Source organism: Pseudomonas sp. MF6394, assembly GCF_002018845.1.
Taxonomy (GTDB): Bacteria; Pseudomonadota; Gammaproteobacteria; order Pseudomonadales; family Pseudomonadaceae; genus Aquipseudomonas; species Aquipseudomonas lactis.
Genome location: NZ_MVOJ01000043.1, coordinates 33301 through 45790, shown reverse-complemented (window position 1 = coordinate 45790; position 12490 = coordinate 33301). Strand labels below are relative to the sequence as shown.

At 56.6% G+C, this 12490-nt stretch carries 11 protein-coding genes; 3 read left to right on the top strand and 8 right to left on the bottom strand.

Going from position 1 to position 12490, the window contains the following annotated elements; genetic code table 11:
• Positions 1–142 precede the first annotated feature (142 nt).
• The gene (locus MF6394_RS29975) at positions 143–910 is read left to right on the top strand and encodes a DUF3313 family protein (protein ID WP_070413553.1); all 768 of its coding nucleotides are present in this window, start codon (positions 143–145) and stop codon (positions 908–910) included.
• 215 nt (positions 911–1125) lie between these two features.
• Here MF6394_RS29975 and MF6394_RS29970 read toward each other — a convergent pair whose 3' ends face one another.
• Positions 1126–1839, bottom strand: a complete 714-nt coding sequence (locus MF6394_RS29970) for a FadR/GntR family transcriptional regulator (protein WP_054895804.1) — start codon at positions 1837–1839, stop codon at positions 1126–1128.
• A gap of 629 nt (positions 1840–2468) precedes the next feature.
• Here MF6394_RS29970 and MF6394_RS29965 point away from each other — a divergent pair.
• Together MF6394_RS29965 and MF6394_RS29960 are read left to right on the top strand one after the other, a co-directional pair.
• On the top strand, positions 2469–3443 hold the full coding sequence (locus MF6394_RS29965; RefSeq protein WP_054895803.1) for a cyclase family protein: 975 nt from the start codon (positions 2469–2471) through the stop codon (positions 3441–3443).
• 371 nt (positions 3444–3814) lie between these two features.
• Positions 3815–4591 carry an acyl-CoA thioesterase gene (locus MF6394_RS29960; RefSeq protein WP_078468119.1) on the top strand — a complete coding sequence of 259 codons (777 nt, stop codon included), beginning with the start codon at positions 3815–3817 and terminating at the stop codon, positions 4589–4591.
• Here MF6394_RS29960 and MF6394_RS29955 read toward each other — a convergent pair.
• The 7 genes from MF6394_RS29955 to purU all read right to left on the bottom strand — a co-directional run bounded on the left by MF6394_RS29955 (position 4588) and on the right by purU (position 12321).
• Positions 4588–5376, bottom strand: a complete 789-nt coding sequence (locus MF6394_RS29955; RefSeq protein ID WP_078468118.1) for an IclR family transcriptional regulator — start codon at positions 5374–5376, stop codon at positions 4588–4590. The genes MF6394_RS29960 and MF6394_RS29955 overlap by 4 nt on opposite strands.
• 110 nt (positions 5377–5486) lie before the next feature.
• The gene (locus MF6394_RS29950; RefSeq protein WP_070413555.1) at positions 5487–6092 is read right to left on the bottom strand and encodes a sarcosine oxidase subunit gamma; all 606 of its coding nucleotides are present in this window, start codon (positions 6090–6092) and stop codon (positions 5487–5489) included.
• 1 nt (position 6093) lies between these two features.
• Positions 6094–8991 (bottom strand): 2Fe-2S iron-sulfur cluster-binding protein, encoded by a 2898-nt coding sequence (locus MF6394_RS29945; protein ID WP_070413556.1) that lies wholly within the window; start codon positions 8989–8991, stop codon positions 6094–6096.
• The gene (locus MF6394_RS29940; protein WP_070413557.1) at positions 8988–9290 is read right to left on the bottom strand and encodes a sarcosine oxidase subunit delta; all 303 of its coding nucleotides are present in this window, start codon (positions 9288–9290) and stop codon (positions 8988–8990) included. Before MF6394_RS29940 ends, MF6394_RS29945 begins: the two co-directional genes overlap by 4 nt.
• Before the next feature lie 24 nt (positions 9291–9314).
• Complete coding sequence (locus tag MF6394_RS29935; protein ID WP_070413558.1) at positions 9315–10556, bottom strand: FAD-dependent oxidoreductase; 1242 nt, start codon at positions 10554–10556, stop codon at positions 9315–9317.
• The gene (folD, locus tag MF6394_RS29930; RefSeq protein ID WP_070413559.1) at positions 10538–11458 is read right to left on the bottom strand and encodes a bifunctional methylenetetrahydrofolate dehydrogenase/methenyltetrahydrofolate cyclohydrolase FolD; all 921 of its coding nucleotides are present in this window, start codon (positions 11456–11458) and stop codon (positions 10538–10540) included. The genes MF6394_RS29935 and folD overlap by 19 nt, the downstream gene beginning before the upstream one ends.
• Positions 11455–12321: a formyltetrahydrofolate deformylase gene (purU, locus tag MF6394_RS29925; RefSeq protein ID WP_070413560.1), complete on the bottom strand. Its 867-nt coding sequence runs from the start codon at positions 12319–12321 to the stop codon at positions 11455–11457. The genes folD and purU overlap by 4 nt, the downstream gene beginning before the upstream one ends.
• Between the last annotated feature and the right edge of the window lie 169 nt (positions 12322–12490).

Genomic DNA, 12490 nt, shown 5'->3' with positions numbered 1-12490 from the left:
GAGTGGGGTCCGGGTGGCGAAAACGTAAGAAATACTCGTCGAATTGATTGTTTTTTGATCATTTGGCGAGTTTAAAAGTTGCGCTAGGTGGTATGCCGGGGAAATACATGGCTACTTCAGACCATCCTTAGCTTCATGATGAATGACGGTCACTGACGTCCAATTAATGATATTTGGCCCTGGCCTGGGCATTCCCATGCCTGAGAGGGACGTGAGAATTATGCTGGAATCTGGAAAGAAGCCTTTTAATAGAGTGTTTTGCGGGGTGTCATGCCCTCCTTCGAAGGCAAAGTGTCAGGTGCGGTTTGGCTTCGCGTTAGCGCTTGTGGTTGGCAGCATAAGCGGGTGTGCATCGCATACCCCAGTGAGGTCTGATCAGGCACAGTCTTATCAGGGGCTAGTGCCGAGCGGAGAAAATGTCATGTCGATCCCTCCCCAACCTGGCGACTTTGGTCGATATAGGTTTGCGATAATTGACCCGGTTCTGATCTCTCCAGCCGGGTCAGAAGAAATTTCCCCTGAGGTAGGTGCAGAAGTTCTCGGCGTGTTACAGGACAAGTTCCATAATGAAATGCAGAAACAATTCTACCTGTCAGGCGGGGAGGGGGTGGCTGATCCCATCCTTCGTGTCAAAGTACGCATTACGCGTATCACGGAAGCCTCTCCAGTGCTGAACACGCTTACCTCCCTCGCGATTGGTCCATTACTCAACGGCGCTTTGGCTGTTGAGTTGGAGGCGGTTGATGGGGTGACTGGGCAACAGAAGGCGATGCTACTGTGGGCAGACTCGGGTGGCATAAAAGAGTTTTTCGGCAATTACAGTCGAAGTTCACACGCGCTGACACTTGCTGCTAGATTTTCCGTCGAAGCAACGCAGTTTTTGTCTCCGTTTGGCAGACCCTTGCAATAAACGCATTGCCCTCTATTGGCGGCATGGGAGCGAACGGCGCAGCGGGGGAGCGGCTGTATGATGGTGGTAGTATTGATCAACTGTTGACGCCGCCCAGTAGGCGTTCGTTCCACTCCAGCCTCTATATCTGTGATCAATTATAAGCACTGGTCGTCGTTCTCCGCACAGGTGTTAAGTCACCCGATAGAGGATGGATCGAACAGAAGGCGTGAGTGTCAGTCTTCGATGTACATGTTCATTCGTTTGCCTGCATTACGCAGATGCCGCTCTGCCGCTTCGCCCGCCTTCACCGAGTCTCTAGCTTGGATCGCCAAAAAAATTGCTTGGTGTTCGTTTTGTACGTCCTGGACCAGCTCATGGTAGTTTTTGGCAGTATTGCTTCGTGCTTCGCGTATAAGACGACGGACACTATGATCCAGATACTCATTCAGCGCTTTGAAGTGGGGGTTATGTGCCGCTGCAAAGATTGCCTGGTGAAACGCATAGTCCTCCTCATCACCTAGCCGATCGTTGACAATAGCATATTCCATGCCAATCAGAGCTTGGCGAATCCTTTTGAGGTCCTCAGCGGTGTGACGCGTTGCCGCCAGACGAGTGGCAGCTACTTCGATGGTGATCAAAAACTCCAAGATGTGCAGGAGCGAGTTTTCTTCGCCCAACGAGACCTCGCTCAGCCTAAAAGCGTGCCGCTCTCCGCGCTTGGCGACAAAGGCACCTTTGCCCTGTTGCGTTGTGATCAGGTCTTCAAATTTGAGTTGCGACAGCGCTTCACGCACCACAGCTCGGCTAACGGAGAACTGTTCGCACAGTTTTCGTTCGCTCGGCAGCTGATCACCTGTGGCCAATCGACCTGAATTTATTTCCCCCGTGAGCCAATGAACGATTTCCAGCGGAAGCGGCTGTGGCGTTTGAGAGGTCGCACTTTTCATCTGTCCATCCTGTTTTTGAGCATGCGCAACAGTAATGCCGAATAGTGGCGGATTTTAGGGTGGTCTTACAAGTCCAATGCTGCATGACAAGGCCGCCTTTTCTTCGTGCAATATGCCTGGTAGGTTGCGTTCAAAGAGCTTGCTGCGACTTTTTGTAGTTGACAAGCTTGCTGGGTGTAGCTAGCTTTTCTATCTGGTAAGACATGTATCAATGATGTATGACCAGAAAGAATAAAAATATGAGGTTGCACATGGTTCTCATCCATAGCCACGCAAAAAAAGCCCCTGAAAAGCATTGGCCTTGCACCTCAGATGCCTCTCAGATGCCGCTTCATATTGATCTCAGGTTTTTCCTGCGCGCGTTCATCCCTCCCGATCCAAAGGTCAAGTGACGTGATAGGAGTGTCATTCACCGACCCACTTTTGCGCGCTCAGAAAAAAGTTCTTATTAACAGACTTTTTGGGAAATTTTCTATGGGTTGAGTGCGGTAGAACCCCACCCGCTCAGAGGCTCTCATCGGCTGCACGTTTGTCGTCATATTCGATGGAGCGTAGAAAACCAGCCATTTGTTGGCTGAACACAAGATCCATCAACGCCTCGTAGGCTATAAAAATAAAAGGTGTCCGTTATGTGTGAAAGTACTGACGTAAGTAACGTGCCAGGTGTCGCGGCACTGTTTGAAAAACTGCCAAAAAACTGGGGTCGTTGGGGGGACGATGATGAGGTGGGCGCGCTCAACTTCCTAAATCCATATGAAGTATTACGGGGCGCTGCGGCCATCAGACAGGGTAAGACGTTTACCCTGCAGGTTCCCATGGGGTCTCCCCATGGAGACCCTGTGTGGCCGGGCCGTACCGGAGCAAAACGAATGAACGTTATGGATCGAGGGATGTACGTTGCCGGGAAGGCGGACGCGCTTGCCGGAGGGCTTCAATACGCCGATGACATGATGGTTATGTATCTGCAAGGTTCCAGTCAGTACGATGCCCTCGGGCACACGTGGTATGGCGATCAGATTTATAACGGATTTGATGCTATGACGACTGTAGGAGGACTTAGCAAGGCTAGCGTCCTCCCATTAGCGGAGCGGGGTATTGTTGGCCGTGGCATTTTGATCGATATGGCCAGATTCCGCGGCAAGGAATATTTGGACCGAGGTGAAACATTCAACCATGTTGATCTCGTCGCTGCCGCGAAGGCTCAGGGGGTCGAGATCCAGAAGCATGATATTTTGCTTATCAGGACTGGGTGGATTGGTAAGTTTTATAAAGTTTCAGCGGAAGAGTTCTATGACAATTTTCTAGAGCCTGGTCTCACCTTCAGCCCAGAGCTGGTGCATTGGTTTCATGAAATGGAAATTCCTAACCTTGTAACCGACACAATCGCCAACGAAGTTACTGTTGATCCGGTGAGCGGCGTCCAGTTACCTCTGCATAATGCACTTATGCGAAATTTAGGAGTGACATTCAGCGAGATCATCGCGCTGGATGCACTCGCTGAAGACTGCGTACGTGATGGTCAATGGACTTTTCTTTATACAGCAGCACCACTAAAGGTTGTAGGCGGTAGCGGGGCTCCGGTCAACCCTATCGTGATTAAGTGAGGGCGAGGAAGTTCGTATAAGGTAATTGTATAGATAGTCTGGCGCTGGCCTGAATGGGGTCAGCGCCGACCACAAAAATATGAGCTAACGTTTATTCTAGTGCTTGACAGTTTTTGTGCTTTTCTGGAGTCCGATCGCCATAATGGCCAGCTTCCGCCGCCGTGGCTTAAACTCCGACAATAGACCTAACATACCGCTATAAGTACCGCCTGTCGCCCAGCTGTACTCCTGCTCGTTCGCGTAATCAACCGGTCACACAGCCACAGCAATCTCTCAGAGTGCTAATAGGCTTGATGATTTCGGTTCGATAGTCTTTGTAAAGTTTGAAGTTCAATCCTTCTAATTCCCAATACATCTGATCGGGGAACGCAATGAGTTCGTTAACCCATATTTTCCAGCAGTTTAAAGCAACTGAACCGTTTTCCCCACCATCAGACTGGCTTCAAGGACGAACCGTTTATGGTGGCTTGTCCGCCGCGCTTTCGTTGCATACAGCGATGCTAGAGGCTCCAGAGGAACTGCCCCCCCTGATGTCTGCCCATGTGTCATTTTTGGGTCCTTGCTCTGCATCTCAGACGTTCAGCGCGACGCACTTGTATGAGGGGAAGTCGCTGATCTCAATGGTGGCAGACACTGTGTCTGAAGATAGGCATATTCTACATATGGTCATGCAGTTTGCTCGCCCCCGGGTGAGTAAGATTATCCACGATTTTACGCGAATGCCTGATGTAGGTGGTCCGCATATCTTCCCAACTTTAGTGTTAGACCATAATGCTCCTCCTTGCGCTCAAAACTTTGAATTTCGTCCGGCAGGCGGTGCGTTACCGTTTTCAGGTGCAGCGATACCAGAGTTAATCGTCTGGGCTAGACATGTTGACGCCGAAGGCATCGACTCCACTGTTGCGCTGATTGCACTCGCTGATTGCGTGCCACCGGGTGTCAGTGCTTGTTTTGATGCGCCCGCGTTATTTAGCACTGTTTCTTGGACATTCGATTTACCAAATCCTTCGACTGTAGGTGGCTGGTTTTTGATACGTACATTTAGCCGAAAAGCCGGTAATGGTTACTCTTTGCAGAGCTTAGATGTGTGGGATGAGAGTGGAGTGCAGGTATTAACGGGACGCCAAACAGTCGCTATTTTCATCTAACCAAATGGATGGGAATAACCCAGTTCATTACTGATGCTTATACTACTTGCCAGTAGTAAAGCTCGAAATTGCTCTTTAACGTCCTCAGAGTCCATCACCGCATCTGGGCCGGAGAGATTGATCGCGGCCACGACGTGTCCGTTATGATCTCTGATCGGCGCGGCAATTGCGGTTGAGTAATCGGATCGGTGCAATACCCAGCCCCTGTCTCGGTCTTCGCTAATCAAATTTTGTAGCTCAAGCAACGTACGCGGTGCGGGTGCTGGATAATCGTCCAGCCGGACAAGCTGATATAACTGCCCTAGCTCTATTTCACTCAATGAGGTGAGGAGCATGCGGCCCATAGCCGTGCAGTGACAGGCGATGCGGGTACCTACTGGAATATTCACGGAAAGCCTTTGCGCGGCAAACGCGCGATACAGGTACAGGCTATCGGTCTGCTCGCGAATGCTCAGGTGGCAGGACAACGAGGTGCGATCACGCAGTTCGTTGAGGTGCCGCATCGCCACTTCGACGATGTCTCGACTTGCCAGGTAACTGAAGCCGTCGCTGATGACCCGCGCGCCGAGTTCGTACTGGGTGTTGTGCTTGTTCAGATAACCCATGTTGGTTAACGTGAACAGAATGCGGTAAACCGCCGAGTTGCTAACGCCCAGTCGCTCGGCGATTTCTTGGAGGCTCAGGCTGCGTGTGTGGGCGTTGAACATACCCAGTACGCTGAGACCGCGGGCGAGGGCGGGGACGCTGTAGTCGGCTTCCTTGTCAGGCACTTCAGCTATGTTCATGGATACTCCTTGATAACGACCTTTGTACTGTCTGTGGTCCCATGGTTTGCAGGCGGTGACATCATTGAAATCGCCACTGCCGGTAAAATGATTTGCTGCAAGGTTAGAGCTCACTGAAGTGTTTCTATCTCCAGCTCCTGCCCATCGAATTCGGCCATGGCATCCAGCACCGCGTCCTTGAAATATTTAATAGACGCACGGTCGAAGAGGATCTGGAATGTCGGTTGTCCTTTCGATCCCAGATTGATTACGATCACGTTGATGCGCGCCGCAGAGGTCTGCGCAACTGCGCCCGGCGGGAAGGCGGCAGGGCGCAGGTCGACGCCGCAGAGCTTGGCCATGACCTCAGCGATGCACACGCCGCTCAAGTGCAGCCAGGCGTGGCTGTCCTCCCGGGGCAGCAGATAGTTGGCGCTGTGATCCAGCTCCCAGCGCGCTTCCTCATCGGCGACGCGTTCGCCACGGTCCTGAAGACTGCCGAGGATCAGGTATTCAGTCTGTGACAGACGTGCCACATGGCTGCCATCGGCCTGAGTGACCGCCCGGTTCGGCGCATCCGGCAGGCTGAAGCCACGGGCCTGCAAGTAATCGGCGCTCTGCTGACCGCGAAAACCAACCCTCGGCATCTCGGTCAGATCGACGAGCACACATTGCTGTAGAGCGCCGAGCTGAAGCGGAGCGGGTTCGATGTAGCTTTCTGTGTTGAGGCTCGACATGTCAGAGCTCCTGGCGCTGGTTTTCAGGATCGAAGAAAGGCAGTTTTACCACGGTGGCCTGGACGATCACGCCGTCCTCGACACGAATCGGAATCTGCTGCCCTGGCTGGCTTTGATCGAACGCGGCGTAGGCCAGACCGATGATCTTGTCCAGGGATTGCGAGTACTCGCAGGACGTCACGTTGCCGCTGATGTCCGGACCGCTGAGCACCAGATGGCCTTCCAGCGGTTGCGGGCTGGCCTTGGGCAGCGTGAAACCCACCAGTTTGCGTTTCTGCGGCTGGGCTTCGAGGATATCCACCGAGCGGCGGCCGACGAAGAACGGCTTGGTACGGCTCACCGCCCAACCCATGTCGATCTCGCCCGGATGGGTCATGCCGTCGGTGTCCTGACTGATGATCACGTGGCCTTTCTCCAGACGCAGCAGACGCTGGGTTTCGACGCCGAACGGGCGGATATCGAAGGCCTTGCCGGCTTCCATCAATGCGTCCCACAGCTTCAATGCGTGACGAGCGGGAACGTGGATTTCATAGCCCAGTTCGCCGACGAAACCGACCCGCAGCAAGCGCGCCTTGATCCCCGCCACGGTGCCCTGACGCACACCCAGATAAGGAAAACCTTCAGCCGACAGATCCAGATCCTGGCAGACCTTTTCCAGCACTTTGCGTGAATCCGGTCCTGCCACGTTGACCGCCGAAATCGCCGCCGTGACGTTAGCGATGTCCACATTCAGGCGCCACTGTGCGTTCCACTTGAGCATTTGCTGATAAATGCGATCAACGCCGCTGGTGGTGGCGGTGACGTAAAAATGGTGCTCGCCGAAGCGTGCGCACACGCCATCGTCAATGACCACGCCGTGCTCGTTGGTCATCAGCGCATAACGGGAGCGACCGATCGGCTGCTTGAGGAAGGCGAAGGTGTACATGCGGTTGAGCAATTCGGCGGCGTCCGGGCCGCGCACGTCCAGACCGCCCAGGGTCGATACGTCGATGATGCCGACCTTGTTGCGCACGTGCAGCGCTTCGGCCTGCATGCAGGCCTCACGCTCGGTGGTCTTGCCGTAATAAGCCGGACGCTGCCAGATGCCGGCGGGCATCATTTTCGCGCCAGCCTCCACATGCCGTTTGTGCATTGGCGTCTGCCGGTACGGGTCAAACGCACGCCCTGCGACGTGGGCCAGTTTCTCGGCCTCAAAGGGCGGACGAGCTGTGGTGACGCCAATTTCGCTGATGCTGCGCTGGGTCGAGGCAGCAACCAGTCGCGCTGTCGGCAATGCCGAATGACGCCCTTGGGATGGGCCCATTCCTACAGTGGAGTAGCGCTTGACCAGCTGCACGTCGCGATAGCCGATTTTGGTGGCGTTGATGATGTCGCGCACTTGCAGGTCTTCATCGAAGTCGACGAAATCCTTGCCTTTGGGGTGCGGAAAGATCGGCCACGGGAAGTTGACCTGCGCTTCAGGGCGCATCGCCAGAGGCTTGGCGGCCAGTTCCAGATCAAGCGCCATGACGATATCGGCAGCGGCATGAATAGCGTCGGCCAGCACATTGTCCAGCGCGTGATAACCATGGGCCGACCCCGCAACGCTGAGGTTTTTCGGCAGGCCGCTGAGGGTGAATTCCGCCAGTTGGTCGTCGTAGGCCAACTTGCCGCCCGCCTGACACAGCAACTGATAGACCGGCATATAGCCGCCGGACATGCACAGCAGATCGCAATCGAGAACCAACCCGCTGCCGGCGACCTGACCTTGCCCGGTGATCGTGCGGATGTCGGCGCCGCTGACGTGACGCATGCCTTTTTCGTGCCGCGCCTCAAATACCGTGCTGCCGAGATGGCAGGTGATGCCGCGCTTTTCCAGCGCCAGCAGCAGGGCGCGGTCGGCGGGGTTGCTGCGCATGTCCACCAGCGCAGCCATTTCAACGCCCTGATCGTGCAGGTCCAGCGCGGCCAGATAACCGTCATCGTTGCCCGTCAGCACCACAGCGCGCTTGCCCGGCTTGACTGCGTAGAGCTTCATCAGGCGTTGCGCGGCACTGGTCAGCATCACGCCGGGCAAATCGTTGTTACGGAAAATCACCGGCTGGTCGAACGAGCCACTGGCGATCAGGCATTGCGCGGCGCGCACTTTGTACATGCGCATGCCCTGAATCACCGGCAGGTAGTTGTCAGTGAACCAGGCGTTGCAGGTGGCTTTTTTCAGCACGCGAATGTTGGCGTGGCCTTCGACGGCGCTGACCAATTCAGTGCGCACGGTCTCGGAGCGAGTGCCTTCGAGATCGAAGCGGGCGTAAGTCAGCGAGCCGCCGAGGACCGGCTGTTGCTCGATCAGCAGCACTTTGGCGCCAGCGTTGGCGGCAGTCAGTGCGGCCTGAAGACCGGCAGGGCCTGCGCCGATCACGGCCAGATCAGCGAACAGATAGGCTTTGTCGTAATACTCGGGCTGGAATTTCAGATCGAGCACACCCAGGCCGGCCTTCTTGCGAATGATCGGCTCCCAGAGTTTCCACGCGCCCTTGGGCTTGTATAACGAGCGGTAATAAAAGCCCACCGGCATGAACTTGGAGAACTTGCCGAGGTAAGCGTCCTTGTCGTTGTCCAGCGAGCCGTTGAAGTTCTGCCCGGTGACCTGAACGCCGCTTTCCAGCAAGTGACTGTCCGCCAGCACGTTGGGCTCGCTGGGCAGCTGCACCAACGTGTTGGCGTCTTGCCCGGCCATGGTCAGGGGGCCGCGTGGGCGGTGGTATTTGAACGAGCGAGACAGCAGAAAGCGGCCGTTGGCAAGCAGGGCGCTGGCGATGCTGTCGCCGGCAAAGCCCTGATACGGCTTGCCATCGAAAGTGAAATCCAGCGGCTGATTGCGGTCGATCAACAGACCCATGGGGGCGGGAAGGCGGCTCATCGGGCGGTCTCCTTGGCAGCGGCGATGAACTCGACGCGCTGGCTGAACAGCTCTTTGGGATCGAGGGTGCGCAGGATTTCGTCGCTGCCGGTGTGGCGCTCGGCCAGGAACCAATAGCTGGACGGATTGTGCATCCACCATTCGCGAACCACACCCAGAACGTCTTCGCAGTTGAACACGTAATCGGCCCACTCGGCGTCGCTGCAGGTCTGAGGATCGGGCATCTGCTTGAACTCTCCGCCGTAGGTGAATTCGCTGATATTGCGCGGCCCGTTGAGCGGGCAAGTCATGACTTTCATCTCTCTCTCCTTACTCAATGGCGGTCAGTGACTGGCCGCTGTCGCGCCCATTTCGTTGACTTGCTGGAAGGTCGAAAACCGCTCCAGACCGAACGGTCTAATCAGTTCCGGCACCTTGCCGCCGCTGGCGACCAGCTCAGCCATGGTCTTGCCGCAAATCGGCGTGGCCTTGAAACCCCACGTGCCCCAGCCAGCGTCCAGGTAGTAATTCTTCACCGGCGACAGGCCCATGATCGGGCTGTAATCCGGGGTCATGTCGGTGATCCCGGCCCACTGGCGCATCAGCTTGGCGTTGGCCAGGAACGGGAACATTTCGATGGCGTGGGCCAGCAGGCTTTCTTTCAGATCGAGTGTCGAGCGGGTGTTGAACAGCGGGTAGGGATCAGACCCGCCCCCAAACACCACTTCGCCCCGGCTGGTCTGCTGCACGTAGCAGTGCAGGGCGGACGAACTCACCAGCGGGTCGAGGAAGGGCTTGAATGGCTGGGTGACCATGGCTTGCAGCGGGAAGGTCTGGATCGGCGAGCGAATCCCGGCCTTCTTCATCAGCTGCGAGCTCATGCCTGCGACCGCCTGAACCGCGCAGCCGCACTTGATGGTGCCGCGATTGGTTTTGACCGCCGTGATGGTGCCGTTTTCGATGACCAGTTCCTGAACTTCAGTGAGCTGATGAATCTCCACGCCACGCTTGGCCGCCTGCTTGGCGTAACCCCAGGCCACGGCATCGTGCCGCGCCGTGGCGCCGTCGATGTGCCACAGGCCGGCAAGTACGGGGATGTACCCCGGATCAAGGTTGAGCGACGGCACCAGTTCGCGAATCTGCTGGCGGTCGATCATCTCGGTGCGACCGCCGAAGTGTTTGTTGACCTCTGCGCGCTGACGGAACGAACGCACAGTGGCGTCGGTGTGGGCCAGGGTCAGCTGGCCCCGGTGCGAATACATGATGTTGAAGTCAAACTCGTTGGAGAGGCCTTCGAACATGCGCACCGATTCGGCGTAGAAACGCACGCCTTCGCTGGTCAGGTAATTGGAGCGGATCACGGCGGTGTTTCGCGCCGTGTTGCCGCCACCCAGATAGCCTTTTTCCAGCACCGCGACGTTGGTGATGCCGTGGTATTTCGACAGGTAGTACGCGGTGGCCAGGCCATGGCCGCCGCCGCCGATGATCACCACGTCGTAAGAGGATTTGAGTTCTTTCGGCGCAGGCAGATCGACCTCGACCGGGTATTCCGAGCTGAGCCCGTATTTCAGGAGATTGAAAGGCATACGGCCTCCGAGGTGCTGCTGTGCAATTGGGACCGCTGCGCGTGGGCCTGCTGAACGGCAGCGGTCACGGTGTTTTTCATCAGGAAGGCGATGGTCATCGGGCCGACGCCACCCGGCACCGGGGTGATCGCCGAAACCTGGGGCAGGGCGCTGTCGAAATCGACGTCACCCACCAGGCGGCTGCGGCCATCTTCTTCAATACGGTTGATGCCGACGTCGATGACCACTGCACCTGGCTTGAGCCAGCTGGCGTCGATCATCCGTGGGCGGCCGACGGCGGCGACGACGATGTCGGCCTGACGGCACAGAGCCTTGGCGTCGACACTGCGTGAATGCACCACGGTCACCGAGCAGTGGGCCTTGAGCAGCAGGGCGGCCATGGGTTTGCCGACGATGTTCGAGCGACCGATGACCACTGCGTGCTTGCCGCTCAGGTCACCGCAGGCGTCTTCGAGCAACTGCATGCAGCCGCTGGGCGTGCAGGGCGTCAGTACATCGCGCCCCTGGCTCAGGCCGCCGACGTTTTCGCTGTGAAAACCGTCGACGTCCTTGCCCGGCGCGATGGCCTGCAGGGCACGGGTTTCTTCGACGTGTGCAGGCAGCGGCAACTGCAGGAGGATGCCGGTGACGCCGTCATCTGCGTTCAGTTCGGCGATCAGCTTGAGCAGCTGCGCCTGAGAGGTGTCGGCGCTCAGGCGGTACTCCAGCGAGCGAATCCCGGCCTCTTCAGCGCGCAGGATCTTGTTGCGCACGTAGACCTGACTGGCCGGGTCCTGACCCACCAGAATCACTGCCAGCGCAGGCTCAATGCCTTCGAGTTTCAGTTTCTGCACGTCGGCTTTGACGTGAGCGAGTACGCGGTCGGCTGCGGCTTTGCCATCGATTATTTTGGAAGTGCTCACCGGAAGATTACCGTTCTGTCCTTGTTGAGGAAAACCCGATGCTCCAGGTGGTATTTCACCGCCTTCGACAGGGCAACAGTTTCGGTGTCACGACCTGTGGCGACGAGATCATCCGGCAGGTAGACGTGATCCACGCGCTGCACTTCCTGCTCGATGATCGGGCCTTCGTCCAGGTCGCTGGTGACGTAATGGGCGGTGGCGCCGATCAGCTTGACGCCACGCTCGTAAGCCTGGTGATAAGGCTTGGCGCCTTTGAAGCCAGGGAGAAACGAGTGGTGAATGTTGATGGCTCGGCCCGACAGTTGCTTGCACAGGTCATCGGAGAGGATTTGCATGTAGCGGGCGAGGACCACCAGATCGGTGCCGGTCTCGTCGACCACTCTCATCAGCGCCGCCTCCTGCTGGGCCTTGGTGTCTTTGGTCACCGGCAGGTAGATGAAACGAATGCCTTCGCGCTCGGCCATGGGGCGCAGGTCGAGGTGGTTGGAAACGATGGCGGTGATGGTCATTTCCATCTCGCCCTTGTGGTAGCGGTAGAGCAGGTCGGTGAGGCAGTGATCAAACTTGCTCACCATCAGCAGCACACGCATGGGCTCGCGGGTGTCGTGCAGTTCCCACTGCATATCGAACGCCTTGGCCACGTCTTCGAAACCGGCCTTGAGCTGGGCGATCTCGCCGGCGTGACCGTCGTTGAAACGGAACACCGCGCGCATGAAGAATTTGCCGCTGAATTCGTCGTCGAACTGCGCCATTTCACCGATGTAGCAGCTGTTGCCCGCCAGGTAAGAGGTGACCGCCGCAACGATGCCGGAGGTCGCCGGACAGCTGATCTTGAGAATGAAATGGTTCTTTTCGTGTTGCATGGCATGTCCTCTGGAAGATGGCGGTAGTTCAGCAAACGGATAACGATCAGCGCGAAAAATTCAGGGGTGAACGGGTATTTTGCAGATGAATAAAAATTCCTATCAGGAATTAAATATTCATGAAGGCTGTTTTATAGGCGAAAGGAGACAACGCGTCCAGAGGTTTCTG

What these genes read in the sequence shown, in the direction of transcription:
- MF6394_RS29975 (WP_070413553.1), top strand. Translation starts at nt 143, where the DNA reads ATGACGGTCACTGACGTCCAATTAATGATATTTGGCCCTGGCCTGGGC.
- MF6394_RS29970 (WP_054895804.1), bottom strand. Translation starts at nt 1,839, where the DNA reads ATGAAAAGTGCGACCTCTCAAACGCCACAGCCGCTTCCGCTGGAAATC.
- MF6394_RS29965 (WP_054895803.1), top strand. Translation starts at nt 2,469, where the DNA reads ATGTGTGAAAGTACTGACGTAAGTAACGTGCCAGGTGTCGCGGCACTG.
- MF6394_RS29960 (WP_078468119.1), top strand. Translation starts at nt 3,815, where the DNA reads ATGAGTTCGTTAACCCATATTTTCCAGCAGTTTAAAGCAACTGAACCG.
- MF6394_RS29955 (WP_078468118.1), bottom strand. Translation starts at nt 5,376, where the DNA reads ATGAACATAGCTGAAGTGCCTGACAAGGAAGCCGACTACAGCGTCCCC.
- MF6394_RS29950 (WP_070413555.1), bottom strand. Translation starts at nt 6,092, where the DNA reads ATGTCGAGCCTCAACACAGAAAGCTACATCGAACCCGCTCCGCTTCAG.
- MF6394_RS29945 (WP_070413556.1), bottom strand. Translation starts at nt 8,991, where the DNA reads ATGAGCCGCCTTCCCGCCCCCATGGGTCTGTTGATCGACCGCAATCAG.
- MF6394_RS29940 (WP_070413557.1), bottom strand. Translation starts at nt 9,290, where the DNA reads ATGAAAGTCATGACTTGCCCGCTCAACGGGCCGCGCAATATCAGCGAA.
- MF6394_RS29935 (WP_070413558.1), bottom strand. Translation starts at nt 10,556, where the DNA reads ATGCCTTTCAATCTCCTGAAATACGGGCTCAGCTCGGAATACCCGGTC.
- purU (WP_070413560.1), bottom strand. Translation starts at nt 12,321, where the DNA reads ATGCAACACGAAAAGAACCATTTCATTCTCAAGATCAGCTGTCCGGCG.